Genomic DNA, 24,303 nt, shown 5'->3' with positions numbered 1-24,303 from the left:
TGCTCGAGCGAGCCCTACCCGGCGAGATGGTCGGGCCCGAACGACTGCGGCAAAATCTCGTCAAATGGCAGGATGCCGCGCGGTGTGTCGATGAGCATATCGGGCGCTTTGAACTCGTTAAGCAGCTGCCGGCACCGCCCGCACGGCATCAGCACATTACCGTCGCCATCACAGCAGGTGAAAGCGACCAGGCGCCCACCGCCGGTGGCCTGCAGTGTCGAAACCAGCCCGCATTCGGCGCACAGCCCGCATCCGTAGCTCGCGTTTTCGACATTGCAGCCCGAGACGATGCGTCCGTCATCAACCAGCGCGGCCGCACCCACCGGATAGTTCGAGTAGGGCGCGTACGCCTTCCGCATCGCGGTGTGTGCCGCGGCGCGCAGTTCGGCCCAGTGTGCCTGCTCGGCCACTAGTCGGCCTTCACATAGGGCACACCGTCGGCGGCCGGTGCACGTGACTTACCGACGAAGCCGACAACCGCCAGCAGTGTGACGATGTACGGCACCATCTGCATGATCTCGCTCGGCACATTCGCACCAACCTGGTTGGCGAGCTCGGCGGTCGAGTTGGCGAACCCGAAAAGCAGCGCCGCCCCGGCAGCATACACCGGGTGCCAGCGGCCGAAGATCACCGCGGCCAGGGCGATATAGCCGTGACCCGAGGTGATGTTGTCGGTGAACGCACCCACCTCCCCGAGGGTGTAGAAGGTACCGCCGGCGCCGGCGATAACACCCGAGAGCAGCACCGCGCGAGTGCGATTTGCCACCACGTTAATGCCGACCGTGTCGGCCGCCTTGGGGTGCTCACCCACCGAGCGGGTGCGCAATCCCCAGCGGGTGCGGAAAAGTGCGTAGGTGAGTAGCGGTACCGCGATGAACATCAGGTAGGTGATGATCGTGTGCTGAAAAAGTAGCGGGCCGAGCACCGGGATATCGGAAAGCAGCGGAATCGGTAGTCGCTGGAACTTCACCGGGCTGTTGAAGGTGGCCGAGTCGGCAGCCATGAACCCCTTGAGGAAGAAGCTGGTGAGGCCGATAACAACCATGTTGATAACCACACCAACAACCACCTGCTCAACCCAGTATTTGATGCCGAACACCACCAGGATGAGCGACACCAGTGCACCCGCAATCATCGCGGCGAGCAGACCGATGAGCGCGTTCTGGGTAATCGAGCTGACAAGCGCACCGGTGAAAGCACCGGCAAGCAGCTGTCCTTCGATGGCGATGTTCACCACGCCCGAACGTTCTGAGACGATACCCGCCATCGAACCGAATACGAGCGGGGTTGCCAGCGCAACCGTACTGGTGAGCAGCCAAGTAAACGGCACCACCGCATCGGTACCGACCCACAGGATCAGCGCGATCACCCAGCAGAACGCGAATAGCGCGATCAGCCACGGGTTGAGTTTGGCACGCCGCCACGCCTGCCGGCCGGCAACGATGGTGATCGCCACCATGACCAGCAGCAGCACCAGGTTGGTGGCAAAGGTGGGCACTGACAGGTCGGGTTTGTGGTCGCCGACGGCGTTGATGCTGGTGACGGCAGTGGTCGGCACGCTGAGCACGAAAACGATCAGCGCGATGAGCGTCATGACCCCCATTAGGGTCGTGGTTTTCCACTTCCGAGGGGCGATATCAGCCGCTGTCATGGCGGTGTTTTCAGCTGCAGTAGTTGCGGTAGTCATTACGCATCCACCTTCTCGTTGGTGCGGGCGGTCGAGGCGGTTACCTTTTTGCCGCGGGCTGCGGCGAAGCGGTCAGCCATCCGGATGCCGGTGGGTTTGGGCAGTCGGAAAATGCCGCGGATAAGCGGCGGGGCGGCAACAAAGAGCACGATGATGCCCTGAATCACCGGGATGATGTCACGCGAGATTCCGGCGTTGACCTCCATCACCGCGGCACCGGCGCGCAACGCCCCAAAGAGCAGCCCGGCAAACACGACACCGACGGGGTGGTTACCGCCGAGGAGTGCCACCGTAATGGCGCTAAACCCGATGCCCTCATCTACACCGGGGGTGAAGCCCGACGGGAACATACCCAGCGCCTGGGTCGCTGATGCGAGGCCGATGAACGCGCCCGAGATGGCCATGGTGATGACCGTGACCGCGTTGACGTTGATGCCCGAGGTGCGCGCGGCGTTGGGGTTGATGCCCACGGCGCGGATGCGGAAACCGATCGTTGAGCGGTCAAAGAGCCACCAGAACACCACCGCGGCGAGAATCACGATGAAGAACCCGGCTGAGACCCCGGCAATATTCGGCAGCACCGCGGTTTCGAGGATCGCTTTCGACTTCGGGTTGCCGGCCGCGCGATCATTGTTGAACAGGGGCTGCTTGAGCAGATAGGTGATGCCGAGGAATGCAATCCAGTTGAGCATGATGGTGAGGATCACCTCGTGGGCACCGGTCTGCGCTTTCAACCAGCCGACAATCGCGGCCCAGATCGCGGCACCGACAATAGCCGCGAAAATCGCCACGAGGATGTGCAGGCCAGCTGGCAGCGGCATGGCAAAACCAACCCATGAGGCAAGTAGCGCGCCAGCAAGAAGCTGACCCTGACCACCAATGTTGAACAGGCCGGCGCGGAACGAAACCGCCAGCCCCAACCCGGCAGCAATCAGCGGCGTGGCGAAGGTGAGCGTGCCCAGCAGCGGCTTGAACCCGGTGCGCGGGTTAAAGATCGCGCCCTCAAACATTGCCTTGTATGCCGAGCCGATCACCGTGCCCATGGCGGCGAAAGTGTCGCCGGGGCGGCTAAAGAAATAGCCCATGGCCTCGCCGACACGCTTGTCGGTGAACACCACAATGAGCGAACCAACAAGAATCGCCAGCAGCACGGCCAGGATCGAACGGACCACATTGCCGCCGAGAATGTCGCGCCAGACATCGTGCCAGGGGCTGCGCTCGACGCTATCGAGCTGCTTTTCGCTTGCCTGCGCTGTTGGGGTTGGTGTGAGGTTCGCTTCGCTCATGCCACCGCTCCTTCTGCATCGCCTTCGGTAACGCTCTGTCGCAGGGCGTCAATCTTGTCAGCCGGGATACCCGCCATCATTTGGCCGAGGTCACCGCGCGAGACGTTGGGCGGCACAATACCCATCGAGCGACCGCCATACATCACCATGATGCGGTCGGCCAGCTCGACCACCTCGTCAAGCTCGGTCGAAATAATGAGCACCGGGATCCCCGAATCACGTGCCGCAATGATCTGCTCGTGCACGAACTCGATCGACCCCACATCAAGCCCACGCGTGGGCTGCGAAGCAATCAGCATGCGCAGCTCACGGCCAAGTTCACGAGCGAGCACCACTTTCTGTTGGTTACCGCCCGAAAGCCGCCCGGCGTGCGTCTCAATTGACGGGGTGCGAATATCGAACTCTTCAATCGCGTCTTCGGCATAGCTGCGAATCGCGCCGAGTCGCAGCCCGCCCAGCTTCGAAAACGGTTCTTGATCAATACGGTTGAGCACCAGGTTTTCGGCGATCGTAAACTCGCCCACCAGCCCGTCTTTGGTGCGGTCTTCGGGCACAAATCCCAGGCCGGCGTCAATCGTGCGACGCACCGACTGGTTGCGCAGCTCTTTGCCGTCGAGTGTGATCGACCCCTTCACCTGCGACTGCAGGCCGAGAATCGCTTCGGCCAGTTCGGTCTGACCGTTGCCCTGCACACCGGCAACAACCAGCACTTCACCCCCGCGAATCGAGAACGACAGGTCGTTGATGCGCAGCGAGTTATCGCTGCCGAACACGGTCAACCCGTCGACCCGGAAGGCTTCTTCACCAAGTTTCGGCGGGTTCTTCTCGACCGTGAGGTCAACAGCGCGGCCCACCATCAGCGCCGCCAATTCTTCGTTCGAGGCGCTCGGATCGGCGCTGCCGACGAGTTTGCCGCGGCGAATCACCGTGATCTTGTCGGCAACGGCGCGCACCTCACGCAGTTTGTGCGTGATGAACACAATCGAGGTGCCCTGTTCGCGCAGCTGCTTCATGATGCCGATCAGCTCGTCAGTTTCTTGCGGGGTCAGCACCGCGGTCGGCTCATCGAGCACGAGGATGTTGGCGTCTTGTGAGAGCGCCTTAATGATCTCCACCCGCTGCTGCGCACCGACCGAGAGGTCTTCGACCGTCGCATCCGGGTCGATATCGAACCCGAACCGGTCGGAAATCTCGCGCACCCGCTTGCGGGCCGCATCCAGGTCGAGCACCCCGCCGAAGCGGGTCGGTTCGTGGCCCAGGATGAGGTTCTCGGCCACCGTAAACACCGGCACAAGCATGAAGTGCTGGTGCACCATGCCGATACCCGCACGCATCGCGTCACCCGGGCCGTCGAAGTGCTGCACCTGGTCGTCGAGCAGAATCTCACCCTCTTCAGCCTGGTAGAGGCCGTAGAGCACGTTCATCAGCGTTGACTTACCGGCACCGTTCTCACCCAACAGTGCATGGATTTCACCGCTTTCGACGGTGAGGTTGATGTTGTCGTTGGCGGTAAAGTCACCGAATCGCTTGGTGATTCCGCGCAGTTCGAGTTTCATAGGTCTATCCTCGTCGATTTGCTCCGCAACTGCGGGCCCCGGTTGCTGTCGCCACACGGGGGATCTGACAGCAACTGCAGCCCATTCTGCCAAGTGAGCCCGCCGAAACGTTGCCGTTCGGCGGGCTCACCGCTGGGCTATCGCTAGAGTTCCCGGCTGCTACTGAGCGGGCTTGGGCGATGCGGGCGAGTTGATCTCGATCTTGCCGTCGATGATGTCTTGCTTGAGCTGGTCGAGTTCGCCGGTCAGCCCCTCGGGTAGATCCTTCTCAAACTCACCGAAGCTAGACAGGCTCACACCACCGTTTTCGAGGGTGCCGGTGTAGGCGCCGCTTTCGAACTTGCCTTCAACATCCGATTTGATGGCGTCGAACACGGTGACGTCAAGCCCCTTCTGCACCGAGACGAAGACGCGGTCGGCGATCGACGGGTCTTGTTTGGCGAGGTCGCTGTCAACACCAATGATCAGTGCGTCGCTGCCGGCATCCTTAATAGCTTCAACACCACCCTGGTAGAGGGGGCCACCCACCGGCATGATGATGTCGGCGCCACGGGCCAGGAAGCCCTCGGTGATCTGCTTGGCCTTGGCCTGGTTGGTGAAGTCACCAACGAACGACCCCTTCTGGTCGTCCATGTTCCAACCGAGCACCTTGACGTCGGTGCCCTTTTGCTCGTTGTAGTAGCGAACACCCGCGTCGAAGCCGTCCATGAAGATCGTCACGGTGGGCAGCTGTGCACCACCGTAGGTGGCCACGGTGCCACTTTCGGTCTTGGCGGCGGCAGCGTAACCAGCGAGGAACGCGGCCTGCGCGGTGTCGTAGTTCAAACCGAGAATGTTGTCGCCCTCGAGCCAGTCAACGTCAACGATGGCGTAGTGCACATCGGGGTGCGCGTTCGCCGACTCCTGGGTGGCGTCAGCGAGCTTGAAACCGACGGGAACGATGATGTTGCAGCCGGCGCCGATCATGGCGTTGAGGTTCTCGGTGTAGTCACCCTCAGTGGTCGACTCGGCCTGACGAGTCTGAATGCCGAGCTCAGTTTCGGCCTGCTTAAAACCTGCATACGAGAGCTCGTTGAACGAGCGGTCGTCAAAACCACCCTCATCCGAAACGATGCAGGCCAGGTAGTCTGAGTTGTCTCCACCGGCACCGCTTGCCCCTGGCTCACCGGGAGCAGCACCACAGGCGGTCAGCGCCATCGAGGCGGTCGCCAACAGTCCAAATGCCGAAAGAATCTTCTTGTTACGCGAAGTCACCGGGTTCCTCCTTGGTTGATTCGCTACAGCGCGAATTCCTCAGATAGATCCTACTTCGATTTTCTTTCGCCATTCGCCAAAAGTTGGCATTTGTTTGCGATCTACAACACTTCGGGATGCGAAGACTCGCCAATCTTGGCAACCAGCTGCTTGACCTGCTGCGAACGATCACAGGTGGTGACCAGCAGCGCATCCTCGGTATCGACCACGACAACGTTCGGGATACCCGCCACAGCAATTACCCGATCGGTGTGGCTCACCACCAATCCGGTGGCATCATGCGAAACCACCCTGTCGGCGTCGCCGATCACCGTAACTGCCGCATCCGAGTCGGCCTCGAGATGCACTCGCGTCACCGACGCGAAGTCGCCAACATCATCCCAACCAAAAAAGCCGGGGATAACCGCGAGCGCCCCCTGCTTCGCCGCCGGTTCGGCAACGGTGTAGTCAATCGCGACCTTGTCGAGACTCGGCCACACACGCTCGACCACCTCATCGCGCTGATCGGTGTCCCAAGCCGCCGCGATTTCCCGCACGCCAGCGGCAAGCTCGGGTGCGTTCTCGGCGAGCACCTCAAGCAGCCGTGCCGCCTTGGCAATAAACATGCCGGCGTTCCACAAGTACTCACCCGACGATACGTAGCGGCGGGCGGTGCCAAGGCTCGGCTTTTCAACGAACGCCTCAACCGCTCGCGCCGAAGGCGCCCCCGCGATCGAAAGCGGTTCACCGGCGCGAATGTATCCAAACGCGGTGGAGGGCTCGACCGGCTGGATACCGATAGTGACGATATAGCCCTCTTCGGCAGCTCCAACTGCTTCACGAACGGCGCGGCGGAAGCGCACATCTGAATGCACCAGATGATCGGCGGCAAACGAACCGAGCACCGCACCCGGGTGACGCCGCTCCAAAATCGCTGCAGCCAGCCCGATTGCGGCCGAAGAATCGCGACCGCTGCGCTCGAGCACAACATTTTCGCAACCGAGTTCGGGCAGCTGCTCACGCACTTCACCGGCATGGCTTTCGCCGGTAACCACCATGATGCGCTGCTCGCTACACAGCGGCACCAGCCGCAGCCAGGTTGAGCGCAGCAGCGTCTCGCCCGTTCCAGCAATGTCGTGCAAGAACTTCGGCCGATTTGCTCGGCTCAGCGGCCATAGACGCGAACCCACTCCCCCGGCTGGAATAACGGCATAGAAGTTGTCGAGATTCGGTGACATGGGTTCCACCGTACTTGCCGAAGGCACCACGCATGCATCACGGCACGAAAAACCATCCGCGCGGCGGATGTTGCGCGTGCCCAGCTGTTCGCCTCGCATTCACCCGCGCGACACCCGGTTTTACCGCGAGGCTACCCTGCCGACCTATGGTCAACTCACTATGCGAGTTGCCGTGGTCACCGAGAGTTTTCTCCCGACTATCAACGGGGTCACCAATAGCGTGAAAAAAGTGCTCGACCACCTCGCACTGCGCGGCCACGAGGCCATCGTCATCTGCCCCTGGGCGGATGCGCCCGAAAGCTACGCCGGGTTCAAAGTGCACCAGGTGCCGGCCCTGGCGGTGCGTGAGTTCCCGGTGGGTCTGCCGAATCTCAGCGTGCAGCGCATCCTCGATGATTTCGCCCCCGACGTGCTGCATGCCGCATCGCCGGTGCTGCTCGGCGGCCACGCTATTTTGGCGGCAAAGCGACGCGGCATCCCCGCCGTCGCGATATTCCAGACCGATATTGCTGGCTACACCGCCCGCAACGGTGTGGGGCTGATGCGCGACCTTGCCTGGTCGGTGCTGCGCTATGTGCACAACCAGGCCGATCTCACCCTCGCTCCCTCCACCGCCTCGATTCGTGACCTTGCCCGCAATCGCATCGAGCGCGTTGCCCGCTGGGGCCGCGGTGTTGACCTACAGGCCTACCATCCGCAACACCGACAGGATGCGGCAACTCAGCGGCTTCGCGCTGAACTCGCCCCCGGGGGTGAAACCGTGATCGGCTATGTGGGGCGCCTGGCACCCGAAAAGCAGGTGGAGCGGCTTGCCCAATTGCGAGGGCTTCCCGGAATCCGCATCGGGATCGTCGGGGATGGGCCCAGCGAGCCCGCGCTGCGCGCCCAGTTCACCGAACTGCCGGTGGTGTTTCTTGGCCGCCGCACCGGCGCCGAACTTTCGAGCGCCTACGCGGCGTTCGATATTTTTGTGCACACCGGCACCGAAGAAACGTTCGGGCAGACCCTGCAGGAGGCACACGCTGCGGGACTACCGGTAGTGGCACCGCTGGCGGGTGGCCCGGTTGATCTCATCACGCACGGCACCGACGGCTATCTCTTTGATGCTTCGCTCGATGGTGGCCCCGACAGTATGTGTAACTACATCGAGCGGCTCGTCGAAAACGCTCCGCTGCGGGCGCGTATGGGTGAGGCCGGTCGGCGACGGGTGCTCGAGCGCTCGTGGGAAAACGTGTGCGACGAACTTTTGGCGCACTACCGCAGCGTGTGCATCCCCGCCGCAATCACCACCGCAGCCTCGTAACACCACCACAAGCGAGCATCCCAAAGTGAACAGCAGCGACCTCGAACCCGGTTCCAGCTCGCCTCAAGAAAGGGGTAACCTGGGAGAGCATTGCGTGCCGACTGCGAACTCGCATTCGACCAAACCACCCGTGCGACCGGTACGGCGCCGGGGCCAGACAACAGAAGGGTAGTTCCGTGTCAGCTGTTCAGACCGGCACCCCCACCCCACCCCAAACCGCAAAGAAGAAGGCTGCCATGGGTGGCAGCCTCTACCGCGGTAACGAGGGGATGTGGTCGTGGGTGCTGCACCGCATCACCGGTGTTGCAATCTTCTTCTTCCTGCTCGTGCACGTGCTTGACGGCGCACTGACACTCATTAGCCCCGAGGTGTACGACGCGGTGATCGGCGCCTACAAGACCCCGATCATGGGCATCGGCGAGCTCGGGCTCGTTGCAGCCATCTGCTACCACGCATTCAACGGTCTGCGCATCATCATCGTCGACTTCGTACCCGGAGCCACCCGCATCCAGCGGGGCCTGTTCTGGGGCGTGATCGCACTGTGCGTGATCGTCATGATCCCCTTCGCAATTGTCCACCTGTCGAACGTGTTCTCACACTAGGAAGGGAGTGCAGTAACCATGACTATTCAGAGCGTTGAATACCCCCGCACCCCGCTATCAGAACGCAAGCAGGGTGGCATCAACTGGGAACGCGTCGGCTGGCAGTACATGCGCATTTCAGGCGTGCTGCTCATCGTGCTCGTGTTCGTGCACCTCTACTCGAACCTCGTTGCCGGCCAGGGTGTCGGTCAGATCGAATACCGCTACGTCGTCGACAACAAGTTCTCGGTTCCGTTCTGGCTCATCTGGGACGCACTGCTGCTGGTGCTCGCCCTCATCCACGGCACCAACGGGATGCGCACCCTCGTCAACGACTACGTGCACAAGGCGGGCACCCGTAAGGCCCTCACCACCGTGCTCTGGGTCGCCTGCGTCGTTGAGATCGTGCTCGGTCTCATCGTGCTCATTGTCTTCGCCGTCGAGCCCTGCATCGCAGGCGCCGGCTCGGCAAACATCTGCGCGTAAGCGGCGTTAACGATTTAGGAGAAAACCACTCATGGCTGCAGAACAGCTCAAAGACGAGACGAAGGTAATCGACGGCGTAACCGTCCACTACCACCGCAACGAAATCGTCATCGTCGGCGCCGGTGGCGCTGGCATGCGCGCGGCAATCGAAGCCGCCGAAACCGCGGGCACCGGTGCCTGCATCGACGTCATCACCAAGCTCTACCCCACCCGCTCGCACACCGGTGCAGCACAGGGCGGTATGGCTGCCGCACTCGCCAACGTTGAAGAAGACAACTGGGAGTGGCACACCTACGACACCGTCAAGGGTGGCGACTACCTCGTCGACCAAGACTCGGCCGAGATCCTCGCGAAAGAGGCCATCGACGCCGTTCTCGACCTCGAAAACATGGGTCTGCCCTTCAACCGCACGCCCGAAGGCAAGATCGACCAGCGTCGCTTCGGTGGCCACACCCGCGACCACGGTAAAGCCCCCGTGCGCCGCGCCTGCTACGCGGCCGACCGCACCGGCCACATGATTCTGCAGACGCTCTACCAGAACTGCGTCAAGCACAACATCCGCTTCTTCAACGAGTACTACGCACTCGACCTCGCGTTCACCGAGGTTGACGGCGTGAAGCGCCCCAGCGCCATCATCGCCTACGAACTCAAAACCGGGCACCTACACGTGTTCCAGGGCAAGTCGTTCGTGTTCGCCACCGGTGGTTTCGGCAAGATCTTCAAAACCACCTCGAACGCGCACACCCTCACCGGTGACGGCGTCGGCATTATCTGGCGCAACGGGCTGCCGCTCGAAGACATGGAGTTCTACCAGTTCCACCCCACGGGCCTGGCGGGCCTGGGCATCCTGCTCACCGAGGGTGCTCGTGGTGAGGGTGCGATCCTGCGTAACGACTCGGGTGAGCGTTTCATGGAGCGCTACGCACCGACCATTAAAGACCTCGCGCCGCGTGACATCGTGGCCCGCTCAATGGTGCAAGAAGTGCAGGAGGGCCGCGGCGCCGGCCCGCACAAAGACTACGTCTACCTCGACTGCACCCACCTGGGTGCCGAAGTGCTCGAAACCAAACTGCCCGACATCACCGAGTTCGCGCGCACCTACCTGGGTGTCGACCCGGTTGTTGAACCGGTTCCGGTGTACCCCACTGCGCACTACGCAATGGGTGGCATCCCCACCAATAACGACGCCGAAGTGCTGCGCAACAACGACGAAATCGTGCCCGGCCTGTTCGCTGCCGGTGAGTGTGCCTGTGTATCGGTGCACGGCTCGAACCGTCTGGGCACCAACTCGCTGCTCGACATCAACGTGTTCGGTAAGCGTGCCGGCCGCCAGGCCGTGAAATACGCGCAGCAGGCCGACTACGTTGAGGTGGCTGACAACGCCGACGAGTTTGTGCGCACGCTGGTCGCAAACCTGCGCAACGCCAGCGGCACCGAGTCGGTTGCGGACATCCGCCGCGAACTGCAGGAAACCATGGACGCCAACGTCCAGGTGTTCCGCACCGACGACACACTCGCCCACGCCACCGACAAGATTCACGAGCTGCGCGAGCGCTACCGCAACATCCACGTTGCCGACAAGGGGCACCGCTTCAACACCGAGCTGCTCGAAGCCATCGAGCTTGGCTTCCTGCTCGACCTCGCCGAAGTGGTCACCTACTGTGCCCGCAACCGTGAAGAATCGCGCGGTGGCCACATGCGTGACGACTTCCCGAAGCGTGACGACGAAAACTGGATGCACCACACCATGGCGTACCTCACCGGCGACCGCCGCTCGGCCGACCCGTCCGACCACATCACGCTCGGCAAGAAGCCGGTGCGCATGACGCACTACGTGCCGCAGGAACGCAAGTACTAGGGATCGAAGGGAGAGCAAAAGATGACTGACGCAACAAAGGCAGTCGACGCAACCGCGTCGCAGACCGCAGCTGAAGAGCCTGAAAAGCCCTTCGACATCATCGTTCGGGTGCGCCGCTACAACCCCGAAACCGACTCGGAGCCGTACTGGCAAGAGTTCACCGTGCCGATGTACTCGACCAGCCGCATCCTCGATGCGCTGCACCACATCAAGTGGGAGCAAGACTCGAGCCTGGCGTTCCGCCGCTCATGCGCGCACGGTATTTGCGGTTCGGATGCAATGCGCATCAACGGTCGCAACCGTCTGGCTTGCAAGACGCTCATCAAAGACCTCGACCGCAGCAAACCGATCACGGTCGAAGCGATCAAGGGCCTGCCGCTCGAACGCGACCTGTACGTCGACATGGAGCCGTTCTTCGAGGCATACCGTGAGGTGCAGCCGTTCCTGCAGGCATCAGACAAGCCCGAGAAAGAGCGCATCCAGTCGATCGAAGACCGGGCGATCTTCGACGACACCACCAAGTGCATCCTGTGCGCGGCGTGCACCACTTCGTGCCCCGTGTTCTGGACTGACGGCCAATACTTCGGCCCCGCAGCGATCGTGAACGCACACCGTTTCATCTTCGACTCGCGTGACGAAGCCAGCAGCACTCGCCTCGACATCCTCAACGACAAAGAAGGCGTGTGGCGCTGCCGCACCACCTTCAACTGCACCGAGGCGTGCCCGCGTGGCATCGAGGTGACCAAGGCAATTGCTGAGGTTAAGCAGGCAGTTCTGCGCGGTGGTGTGAAGCGCTAATCGCTGCCCAGGGGCACGAAGCGCCAACCGCAGTTCAGGGGCGCATCCCCAACCCCAGCTCAGGGGCGCATCCGGTTCTTTCGGATGCGCCCCTTTTTGTGCCCGTTGCACCCGGTCTGCCCCTGCCCCGCGGGGCCCGGGCCCCGCGCTGCCCGGGCCCACCGCCACCCGGCTCCCGCGCCACTCTCCTCCCCGCGCGCCCCCACCTAGCGCGCCCCCACCTAGCGCGCCCCCACCCCGCAAATGACCCTCTAACTGGCAAATGACCCTGCTATAGGAGGGTCATTTCGCACTAAGAGGGTCACTTCACGAGACAGATCAGCTGCGGGGCGCACATGATGCAGTTCGGAGCACCCTCGCAACCCAACCAGCAGACCGCAGTTGCTGTGGAAAGTTACCTATCCACAGAATCCGCGCGACACACCGCATCCCGTCACAAAGTGCGCTGAGCTACTGCACATGCAACTCCACTTCACCACGGCGGCGCACCCGGCGGCACCACAAGCGCGCGAACTACAAGCCGCGCTCGGCCCCGAGTGCATCCGCCTCTACCGCGGCGCATACCTCGACACCAGGCATGCTGAATGCGAGCGATTCACGGCCGAAGACCTTCACGCATGCCGCACCTTCGCGGTGATGCAGCGCAATGCCGGGGTGGTGAGCGGTGTGAGCGCAGCGAACCTGCACGGTCTCCCATTACTTCGTCACCGACTCGAGGGGGATGTGGTGCTAACACGAAAGCACCGGGGTACTCCGGGGGCCGGGTTGCGAATCCGCCGGTCGGCAATCCCCGACGAGGATATTCAGACCCGGTACGGGATGCGCGTCACCACTCCCCGTCGAACGCTAATGGATCTTGCCGAGCAGGTGAACGCATTTGAACTTTTGGCGGCAACTGACGCCGCGATGCAGCAGGGGTTGAATCCCGGCTTGCTGCCTGATTCTGGACGGCACTGTCGCACCTATGCCTGGGTGAAGGAGCATGCGAGCGATCGTGCCGAGAGCTTTGCTGAATCTTGGTGCCGGGCCCTGATCGTAGAGGCTGGTTTGCCGCATCCGCTGCTGCAGGTGAATGTGTTTGATGCTGCGGGTCGATTCGTTGGCCGCGTGGATATGGCGTGGCCCCACCTCGGGCTTTGTTTCGAGTTCGACGGTGCGGTGAAGTATCAGCAGCACCTACGGCCCGGGGAATCTGCGACGGATGCGGTGATGCGTGAGAAGCAGCGCGAACGCGCTCTGCTGGATCTCGGTTGGGTGGTGTCGCGGGCGGTTTGGGCAGATTTGCGGGATACGCGGCGGTTTCAATCGCGGCTCTACACCGATATACAGCGGGCAGCTCGATTACCGAGTGTGATCGGGCACTGGCAGCTGGGGGCAGTGCAGCGGTCTCAGCCCCGCGACTTTAGTGCGCTCCTCGGTGTTGGTGTCGATGCTCCGTACCCGGCGCTCGGTATCAAGTGACCCTGCTATTGCGAAGTGACACTCCTACAGCAGGGTCATTTGCCACTAAGAGGGTCACTTGGTGGCAAGGAGGCGCGTGGGATGCAGGTGCGGGGATGCGGATGCTGGCGGGGATGCTGGCGCTAGCGTGGGGGCGCAACCCAGTCGCACGGCACTCGCACTTCCCAATGGCGCGGGAAGGTATTCACCCGCACGTCATCAGCCGGCGCTCGACCGCACTCCGTTGCGGCCCGATCGACCTCTGCTGGCCAGTTGGCGCCGCCCACTCGAGGTACCCGGGCCGGGTCGATGGCAGCCGAGTTGACGAGCAAACTGGCGGACACTACCGCGACCGCCACGAAACCGAGATACTTCATCCTGGGGCCCGACAGCAGTGCATCCGCCGCAACGATCAGACCAACAAGTGCGAGCATCGAACTCACCCCGACATATCGCCAGGTTCGGAAGTTATCGACAAACACTGCAATATCGAACGAGAACTGAAATGACTCGGCCGGGTTGAGCAGCAGCGCCGCAGCCCAGATGCACGCGCTACCCAGAATATGTCCAGCAATCAGCCATCGATTCACCCTGCCTCCGGCAACAAACGCGAGCACCACAAACGCGGCCACCAGCGCGAAACCAAGCACGATCAACCACGGGCCGACCAGTTCTACCCGGCGCGCAACCCGCGTTGTATCCCACCAGAAACTGCCCGCGAATGGTTCAAACAGGTAGCCGATAACGATATCGCTCAGGTCAAGCTTTGCGCCGCCGGTGTAGAGCTGCCGTGGGAAGACGGCTGAGATCACCAGCTGTGCACCAATCCCGATGACCGCGGCGCTCGCGACCGGCCAGGTTCGCCGTTCTCGAATACTGCGAATGAAAAGTGGCAGCGCGATCAGCAGCTGCGGTTCGCTGAGCGTCATGAGCAGCACCGCGACCGCGGCGATCCAGCTGGTCACCCAGTTTCGCGGCACCGCCAGAAACATCCAAAAGCCGAGCAGGAGGAAATACCAGTGCAGATTGGCGAGGTTGCCTGCCATTTCAAGCGGCCCGGTCGGCACGAGGGCAGGAACCAGTCCGATGAGCGCGCGAATCCAGATGCGCTCGGTTGCCATCGCGGCATACCAAACGAGCGCGCCCGAAACTGCGCCGATCACAAGTGCCGCAGCCACGGTCATCCCGTGGGCAACCTGTTCCGGCGCCACCAAGTCGACCACCACGCCCGCAAGTAGTCGCGGAACCACGTGCAGATAGCCCTGGTAGGGCTCGAACACGCCGCCGTAACCGTTGACGAGGTGGTCAACCATGAAGTTGCGGCCGTCTTCAGCCCAAATCACGCCGCGCGCAGCGCTCGGGGTTCGCAGGTAGACGATCGCCGCGCTTGCGACAGCGATAACGAAGGGCAGCCACTGCTGGATGCGGGCCGAACGCTGGCGTGATGCTGCAGCCGATTCGGATTTTTCAGAGGCGGTGATGTTCGTAGCCAATCGCTGCCTTCCAACGTGGATGGGGTCGGGCATAGACCGTGACTACCTTAAGCCCGGGATGCGGTGCCGCGAGGGAGCGCATTCGGCATCAAGTGACCCTGCTACTGCAAAATGACCCTCCTACAGCAGGGCCACTTGCCAGTAAGAGGGTCACTTGCCGCTGTGGGCAGGGATGCGGGACGCGGGGATGCGGGTCCACGAGGGAGCGCATCCGGCATCAAGTGACCCTGCTACTGCGAAATGACCCTCCGACAGCAGGGTCACTTGCCACTAAGAGAGTCACTTGCCGGTGCGGGGGCGCAGGGATGCGGGGGCGCGGGGACGCGGGGATGCGGGCGAGGGCCGCCCGCCACGGGCTAGGCGGGGAAGGCGAGCTCACGGGCCTGCTGCGCCGAGCGGGCCATCATCGCCCGCGCCGCGATGGCTCGCGCATCCTCGAGGGTCACCTCGCGCAACGCGGCACGCACCGCTGCCATCGCCGGCGGCGCCATCGATAGCGAGCGCACGCCCAACCCTACAAGCACCACGGCGAGCTGCGGATCGGCCGCCGCTTCGCCACACACACCAACGCTCTTCTGCGCGGCAAGCCCGGCCTCACCCGCCGCCCAAATCAGCCGCAGCACCGCCGGATGCCACGGGTCTTGGAAGTTCGCCACCGTCCCGAGCACACGGTCGGCCGCGAGCGCGTACTGGGTGAGGTCGTTGGTGCCCAGCGAAACAAAGTCGCTCGATTCGAGAATCTGCTCGGCCAGCAGCGCCGCCGACGGCACCTCGACCATCGACCCGGCCACTTCAATTCCAATCTCGCGTGCGAGCGTGGTGAAGTATTCGCTCTCGCCCGCATCCGCCACCATCGGGGCCATCACCCACAGCTCCACACCGGTTGCCGCGGCAGCCTCGTGCAGGGCCCGCAGCTGGTCGCGCAGCAGCGGTTCGCGCTCACGCAGGATGCGGATCCCGCGCATCCCCAGTGCTGGGTTGGGTTCGTCGGCGTCGTTGAGAAACGGCAGCGGTTTATCGGCGCCGGCGTCGAGCACCCGCGCAACCACCTTGCGTCCCGCAAATGGCCGCATCATTTCGGTGTAGTCGGCGAGCTGTTCGTCAAAGCTCGGTGCCTGGTCGCGGTCGAGGAACATGAATTCGGTGCGAAAAAGCCCCACGCCCTCGGCGCCCGCGGCCGCGGCACGTTCGGCATCGCCGGGTTTGCCGACATTCGCGAGAATCTGCACCGCGGTGCCGTCGGCCAGTTTGCCGGGTGTTGCCGGTTCGGCGTCAAGCTGTTCCTGCTGCCGCACGCGCTGCTGCGCTGCGGCAAGTTGGTCGGCGTCGGGGGCCACCAGTACGGTTCCGGTGGCGGCATCGACGATCACGGTCTCGCCCTCGGCGATTTTGTCGGCGCCGCTGCACGCCACCACTGCCGGTAAGCCGCGTTCAGCGGCAATGATGCCGGTGTGTGCTTTCGGTGAGCCGTCGCGGGTAACGAATGCCAGCACCCGGTCAAGGTCGAGGCTGGCGGTGTCGGCCGGGGCCAGGTCAACCGCCACGAGCACGAACGGTTCGTCGCGTTCGGGCGCCTCAGGCACCGGCACACCGGCGAGTTCGGCACGGATGCGCTGTGATACGTCGTTGAGGTCGGCGGCTCGCTCGGCCATATAGCCGCCCATGCCGCGCAGCACTTCGGCATACTGTGTGAACGCTTCGTACACTCCGCGTTCGCCGCTGCGGCCCACGCCGATTGCTTGGTCAACCAGCTGCAGCACTGAGGGGTCGACCGCCATCATTGCCTGGGCCTCGAGCACTTCTTGCATCGATCCGGTCACGGTTGCCGCGCGCGCGGTGAGTGCATCCCGCACCCGGGTGGCGGCGTCGCGCACCCGCTGCTGTTCTTCATCGGTGTTACCGGTGAACGGTGCCTCGCTGGGGATCGGAAGCGGATCGGGCATCCGAACTACGGTGCCGATTGCGGTGCGGGTTCCCACTCCATAACCATTGAGTTGCATTTTTATTTCCCTTCCGGTGACGGGATGCTATTTCCACCAGCCTATTGACTCGGTCACTTAACCTGGCTGAGTGGCCGAACAAAACTCGACAGCTCAGCGCTCGCACACCAGACCCCGCACACCGATTTTTCCGGCGTTGCCAAAGGTGGCTGCCGACGCGACACTCATTCAACGCATACAGGCGTTCGCTGGCTGGTTGCAGGCGTCTCGCCCGCTGCGCGCACTAAAGCACTGGACGGCCTCGCAGGGCCCGTTGCTGGCGGGCGGTATGGCCTATGCCGCGCTGTTCTCGTTCTTTGCGGGCATCCTGGTGTTTTTCTCGGTGGCCGGTATCGTGCTGGCGAACCGTCCCGATCTCACCGAGGCGATCATCGAGTCGCTCGCCGAGTCGGTGCCGGGGCTCATTGGTGAAAACGGTGTGGTGAGTGCCGACACGCTCACCGGTTTGAGTGCCTCGTTCACGGTTGCGGGTTTGATCGCCCTGCTTTCGGGGTTGTGGACGGCAATGAACTTTCTTAACGGTGCCCGCATGTCGATCCGCGCTGTGTTCGAGCTTCCGCCGCAGCCGAAAACGAATTTCGTGGTGACGAAGCTGCTCGATCTGCTGCTCATCATCGGTTTCGGGTTGATGATTGCGGTTTCGGCGGTGCTCACTGCCGCCAGTTCAGACATCACCACCTGGCTTTTCCGTGAGGTGTTGCACTTGGATGTGGGTGCCGCGCTCGGGGTGATCGTGCGGACGCTTTCACTCATCATCGGTATCGCTTTCGATGCGGTGATTGTCGCGCTGGTGCTGCAGGTGATGTGCCGGTTGCGCGTCCCGGCACCGATTCTGTGGCAGGGAGCGTTCGTGGGCGCGGTGTTGCTGCAGTTGTTGAAGCAGGCCGGGTCGCTGCTGATCGGCGGGGCGTCGTCGAACCCGCTGCTGGCGACGTTTGCCGCGGTGCTCGGTGTGCTGATCTTCTTTAACTTCGCTTGTATGGTGCTGCTGATCACCGCGTCGTGGGTGAAGGTAACAATGGATGATAATGCGGTCTCGCCGCGATTGGTGACGGTTGCCGAGGCCGAAGAGATCACTCGCGCCACCGAACGTCAGGCGCTTCGTGAGCGGCTCGCCACCGACAGCATCCAGGTGATGCATGACTTCAGCACCACTCCCCGCTGGCGCCGCCGAAAGTTGCGCCGCGAATACGAGGAGATTGTGAAGCGGCAGCACGCGCTCGATCGTGAAGAGCGCGAGATTCAGCTTCGCTCGCTCGGCTATCGCGCCGCCGAACCGGGTTCAGAGTAGTCGGCAGCCACCCGCCCCGCGTTCGCGCTGCCGCGGTTGTTGCTCGCTAGAGCTGATAGTCGGCCAGCACGGGTGCGTGGTCGCTCCAGCGCTGGTCGTAGGCGGTGGCGCGATCGACCGCATAGTTGGATGCACGCGCGGCCAGCGCCGGGGTGGCGGCGTGGTAGTCGATGCGCCAGCCGGTGTCGTTGTCGAAGGCTTTGCCTCGCCACGACCACCAGGTGTAGGGCCCGTCGACGTCGCCTGCGGCGACCCGGCCCACATCCACCCAGCCGAGGCCTTCGCCACCCGACCCGTCAACCGTTTTGATCGGCGCTGCTAGTTCGCCAAACATCCGGTCGAAATAGCCGCGCTCGCGGGGCAGGAAGCCGGCCCGTTTGACGTTGCCCTTCCAGTTTTTGATGTCGCGTTCGGTATGGCCGACGTTGAAGTCGCCCACCACCAGCACCAGTTCGCGTTCGGCTCGCAGCTGGCTCATTCGCTCGGTCATAGCGTCGAGGAAGCGCCATTTTTCTTCCTGTTTGGGGGTGTCGACCTCGCCCGAGTGCACGTAGCAGCTGACCACGGTGAGCTCGGTGTCACCCACCCGCAGGTCGGTTTCGATCCAGCGTCCGGTGGCGTCAAAGTCGTCGGGGCCAAGGCCGCGACGCACCGCCGTAAACGGGATGCGGCTGAGCACGGCAACGCCGGCGCGGCCTTTTGCCGAGCACTCGTCGAGCGCGATGTGCCACTGAGTGCCGTCGGTGGCCCGGAAGCTACCGTCGTCGACTGCTTCGAGCCCCAGCGCGGTTTCGAGCTGGGCGTGGGATGCGCGCACCTCCTGTAGCGCCAGCACGTCCACACCCCGCTCGGGAAGCCATTCGAGCATCCCCTTACGGGCTGCGGCACGGATACCGTTCACGTTCACCGAGGCCACACGAATCTTGGTCATGCGCTCCATTGTAAGAACCCGCGGGCCGCGCGGCGTCGGCTGTGCACTGAAGTCGGCGGTCGTAACTTGCGCGAACTAGTATGGGTTGGATTATCCGCATTTGAGCGTCGCACAAGAAAGCCGTCACCTATGACCAAACCAGTTCTGTTTTCGGGCATGCAGCCGTCGAGCGATTCGCTCCACCTCGGCAACTATGTGGGCGCGCTAACCAACTGGGTGAAGATGCAGGACGATGCCGATGCGGTGTACTGCGTGGTGAACCAGCACGCGATCACCTCAAAATTTGACCCCGAGCAGCTGCGTGAGCGCACGCTCGCGACCGCAGCCCAGTACATTGCCGCCGGCATCGACCCCGAAAAGTCGACGCTGTATGTGCAATCGGATGTGCCCGCGCACGCGCAGCTGGGATGGATTCTCGGCACGATCACCGGGTTCGGTGAGGCAAGCCGAATGACCCAGTTCAAAGACAAGTCACAGCGCTTCGGATCGGATTCGACGACCGTGGGGCTGTTCACCTACCCGGTGCTGATGGCGGCCGATATTTTGCTGTTCCAGGCCGAGCAGGTGCCGGTGGGCGAAGACCAGCGCCAGCACATCGAACTCACCCGCAATCTCGCCGAGCGTTTCAACTCGCGTTTTGGTGAGACGTTCACGATTCCCGAGGGATTCATCCCGAAGGCAAACGCGAAGGTTTACGATCTGCAAGACCCGACCGCGAAGATGTCGAAGTCGGCAGATTCGGATGCGGGACTGTTGCGCATCCTCGACGACCCGAAGGTGACTCGCAAGAAGATCATGCGCGCGGTAACCGACACCGACGGCGAGATTCGTTTCGACCGCGACACTAAGCCCGGGGTGTCGAATCTGCTGACAATTTACGCGGTGCTCGCTGGCCGCGAAATTGATGACGTGGCGGCCGAGTATGCCGGCCGCGGCTATGGCGACCTCAAGAAGGGTCTCGCCGAGGTTGTGGAGGAAACGTTCGGCCCGATCCGTGCCCGCACTGCCGAACTGCTCGACGACCGCGGTGAGCTGATGCGCCTGCTGCGCGCTGGCGCCGACCGCGCCGCCGAGCGGGCGAACAAGACGCTTGAACTCGTGCATGAGCGCATCGGCTTCCCGAAGTCGTCGCACTAACGAACTGTCCCCAAAATCAAGGAAACGATGTCCAATTCCACTACCGGGCGCCATGCAGCGCCGATCAGCCGCGACACGCTCGTGGTAATTCCCACCTATAACGAGCGGGAAAACCTCGAAACTATCTTGCGTCGGGTGTTGGCGCAAACCGACCGTGTGGATGTGCTGGTGGTTGATGATGGTTCGCCCGACGGCACCGGCGCGCTCGCTGACCAGCTGGCGGCACAGGATGAGCGCGTCACCGTGCTGCACCGCTGCGGCAAACTGGGGCTGGCGTCGGCCTATCTGCAGGGTTTTGAGATCGGCCATGAACGCGGCTATTCGTATCTGTTTGAGTTTGATGCCGATGGTTCGCATCCTGCTGAACGGTTGCCCGCCATGATTGAGGAACTTGATGGGGGTGCCGATCTGGTGATCGGTTCGCGCTATGTGCGCGGGGGCGCTACCGAAAATTGGCCGCTGTCGCGTCAGCTACTCTCGCGCGGCGCATCCATCTATGCGGGGTTGCTGTTGCGGTCGAAGATCCGTGACATCACCGCCGGGTATCGCGGTTATCGAGCGGCGGCGCTGCGCGAGGTTGACCTGGGCGGTGTCGGTTCTGCCGGTTATTGTTTCCAGATCGAGATGGCCTGGATGTTTGAGCGTCTCGGATACCGGGTGGTGGAGGTGCCGATCACTTTCCGCGAGCGTGAGCTGGGCGCATCCAAGATGTCGTCGTCGATTATTTTTGAGGCGATGTGGCGGGTGCTGGCCTGGGGTATCGGTTACCGGGCTCGTGGCGTGGTCGCGTTGACCACGCGTCGTTAGGTTGGCTGATGATGTCGCCCGCTGAGCGCGTTCGTTTTGAGGTCGCCACGAATATCCCCACTGAGCTGGGAGTGTTCGAGGTACGCGCCTATAGTGACCTTGCTACTGGCGAACTGCATATGGCGTGGTGTGTCGGCGAACCCCACGATGGGATGCTCGTGCGGGTGCACTCGGAGTGTCTCACCGGTGAGGCGTTTGGTTCGCAGAAGTGCGAGTGTGGCCCGCAGCTGGATGCCGCGCTGGCGCTCGTGCAGCAGCACGGCGGCGCGGTGCTGTATTTGCGGGGTCAAGAGGGTCGCGGTATCGGGTTGTTAAACAAGCTGCGCGCCTACCGGCTGCAGGAAGACGGTTTTGACACGGTGGACGCGAACCTCAGGCTCGGTCTGCCCGCTGATGCGCGGGAGTATGGCGCGGCTGCGGGGATGCTGATGGAGCTCGGGGTGCGCGAGGTGCGGCTGCTGACGAATAATCCCGAAAAGACGAAGTATTTGAACGAGCACGGCATCACTGTCACCGAGCGGGTTGCACTCGAGGTGGGGCGGAACGAGTTCAATGACGACTATTTGCGAGTGAAGGCGAAGCGGATGGGGCATCTGCTCGACGGCTAGGCCGATACCTGCGTTCGATAGAATCCGAGCATGATGATTCTCAAGGGCATCCTGCTCGTTCTGCACTTTGTTGGTCTGGCCGCACTGTTTGGGGTGTGGTTTTCACAGATTAAAGACATTGTTCGTGGCGAAGGCCGGATGCTGCCTGGCATGCTGCACGGTGCCGGTCTGATGTTGGTTTCGGGTGTGCTGCTGGTTGGGATCACCGAGATGAGCGCCGAGCTCGGCACGGTGAACCACATGAAGATCGGCATCAAACTGCTCGTGCTCGTGGCGGTGTTCGCGCTGCTGCTTGCGTTCCGCAACAAGCCCGAGCAGCGCGCGCCGAAGTGGGCGCTGTGGCTGGTTGGTGGGCTCGCACTGCTCAACATTTGCATCGCGGTGCTGTGGAACTAGCCTCGCCGAGTTTCGATTGCCCGCCGGTCTGGTCATGTGGGTCGGCGGGCAATTTTTGTGTTCTGTCAGCCTGCGGTGCGAGCAGCCTGTGAAACCGAGTGCAACCTGTGCCCGAATGGGCGACAATGGCAGGGTGACTGCACCCGACGCTGTACCCGATAATCACCCCGTCGAGCCCGCCGGTGCATCCGGCGGCTCGGCATCTGCAGCCGGTAGCGAACCGGCACGTAAATCGGGTGGGCGCAGGAGCGACCGCAACCCAGACGGCACCCCGCGTGCAACACTTCGCCAGTTGTGGCCGTATCTTTTTGCCGACCGCGGCATGATGGCCGTGATCATCGCAATTTCGGTGGTCGGCAGTTTGTTTTCGCTGGCGCAGCCGGTGTTGATGGGGCTGCTCATCCAACAGGTCGAATCGGGGCAGCTCAGCGGTTGGATTGTTTGGGCCCTCGTCGCCGTGGTGGTTGTTGACGCCGGGTTGAGCGGTCTGCAGCATTTTTTGTTGCAGCGCACCGGTGAGCGCATCGTGTTGGGCGCGCGGCGAACGCTGATCGCAAAAATCATGCGCCTGCCGATCGCCGAGTTTGATGCGCGCCGCACGGGCGATCTGGTGTCGCGCGTCGGTAGCGACACCACGATGCTGCGGGCGGTGTTGACGCAGGGACTCATCGAGGCGGTCGGTGGCGCAATCACCTTTATCGGCGCAATTATTGCGATGCTGCTGCTCGACTGGGTGCTATTCCTCGTGACGTTCAGCTGCGTCGTGGTTTCGCTGGTGGCGGTGCTGCTGCTTTCTCGCCAGGTGATGCGAGCGTCAGCTGCCGCTCAGCAAAAAGTGGGCGATTTGACTGCCGCCACCGAGCGCGCCATTTCAGCGATGCGCACGCTGCGCGCTTCGGGCGCGATCGAGCGCGAACAGCGGCGCGTCGAGGCGGATGCTGAACAGGCCTACCGTCGCGGCCTCGATATTGCGGCGATTTCGGCGGTGATGGTGCCGGTTTCGACACTGGCGCTGCAGCTTTCGCTGGTGCTGGTGCTCGGCATCGGCGGGGTGCGGGTTGCCGCCGGGGATTTGGCGGTGTCGGGTCTGGTGACCTTCATCATGTTCCTGTTCATGATGGTGGTGCCGATGGGGCTGTTCTTCGGCGCGATCTCGGCGATCGCTTCAGCACTGGGCGCGTTGGGTCGCATTGAAGAGATTACGAAACTGCCCGATGAGGATGCGACAGATGATGCGTTCCAGCCGCGCCTCACAGTTGTCGGACCGGCGAACGCTGATGCGGCTCCGGATGCACCGGCGCTGGAGTTCGCGGAGGTGTCGTTCCGCTACCCCGAGCGGGTGGTCCGGGCCGCGCGGGCGCGGGCGGATGCATCGGGTCGTTTTGATCGCTATGTGAGCGAGACCGGCCGTCGGGCACGCAGCGCGAGCGAGGTGCTGCTGGAAATTGATGAGTCGACCCCGGTCGATTCGCCGCTCGTGCTCGACGGGGTGTCGTTTGCGGTGCCGCGCGGCACAAAGACCGCGCTGGTTGGCCCCTCGGGTGCCGGTAAGTCGACCATGCTCGCGCTGATTGAGCGTTTTTACGACCCCACCTCGGGTGCAATTCGCCTCGGCGGTGCCGATCTGCGTTCGCTTGACCGCGCCGAGCTGCGCGCGCAGCTGGGTTATGTGCAGCAAAACTCGCCCACCCTCGCGGGCACGCTGCGCGACAATCTGCTGCTGGGGCGGCCGGATGCCTCCGATGACGAGTGCGCCGCGGCGCTGCGGTCGGTGAACCTGGGTGAGGTGCTCGATCGCTCCTCCGGGGGGCTCGACGCGGCCGTCGGCGAGGCGGGGGTGCGGCTTTCGGGTGGTGAGCGACAGCGGCTCGCCATCGCGCGCACGCTGCTGGCTGCTCCCCCGATTCTGCTGTTGGATGAGTCGACCTCGGCGCTTGACGGCCGCAATGAGGCGCTGATGCGCGATGCGCTTGACCGCGCGGCCGAGGGACGCACGATGGTGATGATTGCGCACCGGCTTTCGACCGTGATCGATGCCGACGAGATCGTGGTGCTCGAGCACGGACGCGTGGTCGGCCGCGGCCGGCACGAACAGCTCGTGGAAACAACCCCGCTGTATCGCGAACTCGCCGAGCACCAGCTGTTGGCGTAGCTGCGGCGGCCTTCGGTGGTCT

At 63.0% G+C, this 24,303-nt stretch carries 21 protein-coding genes; 12 read left to right on the top strand and 9 right to left on the bottom strand.

The window, feature by feature from the left end; translation table 11 throughout:
- Positions 1-14: 14 nt before the first annotated feature.
- The 6 genes from RQ865_RS03125 to RQ865_RS03100 form a co-directional block, all read right to left on the bottom strand.
- Positions 15-410, bottom strand: a complete 396-nt coding sequence (locus RQ865_RS03125; protein WP_311477443.1) for a cytidine deaminase — start codon at positions 408-410, stop codon at positions 15-17.
- Positions 410-1,687, bottom strand: coding sequence for an ABC transporter permease (locus RQ865_RS03120; RefSeq protein WP_311477442.1), 1,278 nt, complete (start codon positions 1,685-1,687; stop codon positions 410-412). The genes RQ865_RS03125 and RQ865_RS03120 overlap by 1 nt, the downstream gene beginning before the upstream one ends.
- Positions 1,687-2,973, bottom strand: a complete 1,287-nt coding sequence (locus RQ865_RS03115) for an ABC transporter permease (RefSeq protein ID WP_311477441.1) — start codon at positions 2,971-2,973, stop codon at positions 1,687-1,689. The genes RQ865_RS03120 and RQ865_RS03115 overlap by 1 nt, the downstream gene beginning before the upstream one ends.
- Positions 2,970-4,529 (bottom strand): ABC transporter ATP-binding protein, encoded by a 1,560-nt coding sequence (locus RQ865_RS03110; RefSeq protein WP_311477440.1) that lies wholly within the window; start codon positions 4,527-4,529, stop codon positions 2,970-2,972. Before RQ865_RS03110 ends, RQ865_RS03115 begins: the two co-directional genes overlap by 4 nt.
- Positions 4,530-4,688: 159 nt before the next feature.
- Entirely contained in the window at positions 4,689-5,783 is a 1,095-nt protein-coding gene (locus RQ865_RS03105) for a BMP family ABC transporter substrate-binding protein (RefSeq protein ID WP_311477438.1), read from the bottom strand.
- Positions 5,784-5,884: 101 nt separating this feature from the next.
- Positions 5,885-7,000 (bottom strand): mannose-1-phosphate guanylyltransferase, encoded by a 1,116-nt coding sequence (locus RQ865_RS03100; protein WP_311477436.1) that lies wholly within the window; start codon positions 6,998-7,000, stop codon positions 5,885-5,887.
- Between RQ865_RS03100 and RQ865_RS03095 the strand changes: the two genes are divergently transcribed.
- The 6 genes from RQ865_RS03095 (at position 6,999) to RQ865_RS03070 (ending at position 13,487) form a co-directional block, all read left to right on the top strand.
- Positions 6,999-8,303, top strand: coding sequence for a glycosyltransferase family 1 protein (locus RQ865_RS03095; RefSeq protein WP_311477435.1), 1,305 nt, complete (start codon positions 6,999-7,001; stop codon positions 8,301-8,303). The two genes, RQ865_RS03100 and RQ865_RS03095, sit on opposite strands and share 2 nt — an antisense overlap.
- Before the next feature lie 236 nt (positions 8,304-8,539).
- Positions 8,540-8,905, top strand: coding sequence for a succinate dehydrogenase, cytochrome b556 subunit (gene sdhC, locus RQ865_RS03090; RefSeq protein WP_311477467.1), 366 nt, complete (start codon positions 8,540-8,542; stop codon positions 8,903-8,905).
- Positions 8,906-8,923: 18 nt separating this feature from the next.
- Complete coding sequence (locus RQ865_RS03085) at positions 8,924-9,370, top strand: succinate dehydrogenase hydrophobic membrane anchor subunit (protein WP_311477433.1); 447 nt, start codon at positions 8,924-8,926, stop codon at positions 9,368-9,370.
- A gap of 31 nt (positions 9,371-9,401) precedes the next feature.
- Positions 9,402-11,228 (top strand): succinate dehydrogenase flavoprotein subunit, encoded by a 1,827-nt coding sequence (gene sdhA, locus RQ865_RS03080; protein WP_311477432.1) that lies wholly within the window; start codon positions 9,402-9,404, stop codon positions 11,226-11,228.
- 21 nt (positions 11,229-11,249) lie between these two features.
- Positions 11,250-12,026, top strand: a complete 777-nt coding sequence (locus RQ865_RS03075; RefSeq protein ID WP_311477430.1) for a succinate dehydrogenase iron-sulfur subunit — start codon at positions 11,250-11,252, stop codon at positions 12,024-12,026.
- A 459-nt stretch (positions 12,027-12,485) separates the two neighbouring features.
- Positions 12,486-13,487, top strand: a complete 1,002-nt coding sequence (locus RQ865_RS03070) for a type IV toxin-antitoxin system AbiEi family antitoxin (RefSeq protein ID WP_311477428.1) — start codon at positions 12,486-12,488, stop codon at positions 13,485-13,487.
- Positions 13,488-13,609: 122 nt separating this feature from the next.
- Here RQ865_RS03070 and RQ865_RS03065 read toward each other — a convergent pair whose 3' ends face one another.
- Positions 13,610-14,992, bottom strand: a complete 1,383-nt coding sequence (locus RQ865_RS03065; RefSeq protein ID WP_311477427.1) for a hypothetical protein — start codon at positions 14,990-14,992, stop codon at positions 13,610-13,612.
- Positions 14,993-15,315: 323 nt separating this feature from the next.
- Positions 15,316-16,959, bottom strand: coding sequence for a phosphoenolpyruvate--protein phosphotransferase (ptsP, locus tag RQ865_RS03060; RefSeq protein ID WP_311477425.1), 1,644 nt, complete (start codon positions 16,957-16,959; stop codon positions 15,316-15,318).
- 70 nt (positions 16,960-17,029) lie between these two features.
- Between ptsP and RQ865_RS03055 the strand changes: the two genes are divergently transcribed.
- A complete protein-coding gene (locus RQ865_RS03055; protein ID WP_311477423.1) occupies positions 17,030-18,250 on the top strand; it encodes a YihY/virulence factor BrkB family protein in 1,221 nt (406 codons plus the stop codon).
- 46 nt (positions 18,251-18,296) lie between these two features.
- Here the strand turns inward: RQ865_RS03055 and RQ865_RS03050 are convergent, their stop codons facing one another.
- On the bottom strand, positions 18,297-19,181 hold the full coding sequence (locus tag RQ865_RS03050; protein WP_311477421.1) for an exodeoxyribonuclease III: 885 nt from the start codon (positions 19,179-19,181) through the stop codon (positions 18,297-18,299).
- Positions 19,182-19,310: 129 nt separating this feature from the next.
- Here RQ865_RS03050 and trpS point away from each other — a divergent pair, with 129 nt between their 5' ends.
- The 5 genes from trpS to RQ865_RS03025 all read left to right on the top strand — a co-directional run bounded on the left by trpS (position 19,311) and on the right by RQ865_RS03025 (position 24,281).
- On the top strand, positions 19,311-20,318 hold the full coding sequence (gene trpS / locus RQ865_RS03045) for a tryptophan--tRNA ligase (protein ID WP_311477420.1): 1,008 nt from the start codon (positions 19,311-19,313) through the stop codon (positions 20,316-20,318).
- A 27-nt stretch (positions 20,319-20,345) separates the two neighbouring features.
- Positions 20,346-21,125 carry a polyprenol monophosphomannose synthase gene (locus RQ865_RS03040; protein ID WP_311477418.1) on the top strand — a complete coding sequence of 260 codons (780 nt, stop codon included), beginning with the start codon at positions 20,346-20,348 and terminating at the stop codon, positions 21,123-21,125.
- An 8-nt stretch (positions 21,126-21,133) separates the two neighbouring features.
- Positions 21,134-21,733, top strand: coding sequence for a GTP cyclohydrolase II (gene ribA / locus RQ865_RS03035; protein WP_399521796.1), 600 nt, complete (start codon positions 21,134-21,136; stop codon positions 21,731-21,733).
- Positions 21,734-21,763: 30 nt separating this feature from the next.
- Positions 21,764-22,129 carry a hypothetical protein gene (locus tag RQ865_RS03030; RefSeq protein ID WP_311477417.1) on the top strand — a complete coding sequence of 122 codons (366 nt, stop codon included), beginning with the start codon at positions 21,764-21,766 and terminating at the stop codon, positions 22,127-22,129.
- Between the two features lie 133 nt (positions 22,130-22,262).
- Positions 22,263-24,281 (top strand): ABC transporter ATP-binding protein, encoded by a 2,019-nt coding sequence (locus tag RQ865_RS03025; protein ID WP_311477415.1) that lies wholly within the window; start codon positions 22,263-22,265, stop codon positions 24,279-24,281.
- Positions 24,282-24,303: the final 22 nt, after the last annotated feature.

Origin of the sequence: uncultured Gulosibacter sp., assembly GCF_963509965.1 — a bacterium.
GTDB lineage: Bacteria > Actinomycetota > Actinomycetes > Actinomycetales > Microbacteriaceae > Gulosibacter.
Note: the sequence above shows the minus strand (reverse complement) of the source record. Positions and strands in the feature narration are given on the sequence as shown.

Bases quoted from the DNA above. Each gene is read 5' to 3' on its own strand.
- RQ865_RS03120 (WP_311477442.1), bottom strand. From the start codon at position 1,687: ATGACTACCGCAACTACTGCAGCTGAAAACACCGCCATGACAGCGGCT.
- RQ865_RS03115 (WP_311477441.1), bottom strand. From the start codon at position 2,973: ATGAGCGAAGCGAACCTCACACCAACCCCAACAGCGCAGGCAAGCGAA.
- RQ865_RS03110 (WP_311477440.1), bottom strand. From the start codon at position 4,529: ATGAAACTCGAACTGCGCGGAATCACCAAGCGATTCGGTGACTTTACC.
- RQ865_RS03095 (WP_311477435.1), top strand. From the start codon at position 6,999: ATGGGTTCCACCGTACTTGCCGAAGGCACCACGCATGCATCACGGCAC.
- RQ865_RS03100 (WP_311477436.1), bottom strand. From the start codon at position 7,000: ATGTCACCGAATCTCGACAACTTCTATGCCGTTATTCCAGCCGGGGGA.
- sdhC (WP_311477467.1), top strand. From the start codon at position 8,540: ATGGGTGGCAGCCTCTACCGCGGTAACGAGGGGATGTGGTCGTGGGTG.
- RQ865_RS03085 (WP_311477433.1), top strand. From the start codon at position 8,924: ATGACTATTCAGAGCGTTGAATACCCCCGCACCCCGCTATCAGAACGC.
- sdhA (WP_311477432.1), top strand. From the start codon at position 9,402: ATGGCTGCAGAACAGCTCAAAGACGAGACGAAGGTAATCGACGGCGTA.
- RQ865_RS03075 (WP_311477430.1), top strand. From the start codon at position 11,250: ATGACTGACGCAACAAAGGCAGTCGACGCAACCGCGTCGCAGACCGCA.
- RQ865_RS03070 (WP_311477428.1), top strand. From the start codon at position 12,486: ATGCAACTCCACTTCACCACGGCGGCGCACCCGGCGGCACCACAAGCG.
- RQ865_RS03065 (WP_311477427.1), bottom strand. From the start codon at position 14,992: ATGCCCGACCCCATCCACGTTGGAAGGCAGCGATTGGCTACGAACATC.
- ptsP (WP_311477425.1), bottom strand. From the start codon at position 16,959: ATGCAACTCAATGGTTATGGAGTGGGAACCCGCACCGCAATCGGCACC.
- RQ865_RS03050 (WP_311477421.1), bottom strand. From the start codon at position 19,181: ATGACCAAGATTCGTGTGGCCTCGGTGAACGTGAACGGTATCCGTGCC.
- trpS (WP_311477420.1), top strand. From the start codon at position 19,311: ATGACCAAACCAGTTCTGTTTTCGGGCATGCAGCCGTCGAGCGATTCG.
- RQ865_RS03040 (WP_311477418.1), top strand. From the start codon at position 20,346: ATGTCCAATTCCACTACCGGGCGCCATGCAGCGCCGATCAGCCGCGAC.
- ribA (WP_399521796.1), top strand. From the start codon at position 21,134: ATGATGTCGCCCGCTGAGCGCGTTCGTTTTGAGGTCGCCACGAATATC.
- RQ865_RS03030 (WP_311477417.1), top strand. From the start codon at position 21,764: ATGATGATTCTCAAGGGCATCCTGCTCGTTCTGCACTTTGTTGGTCTG.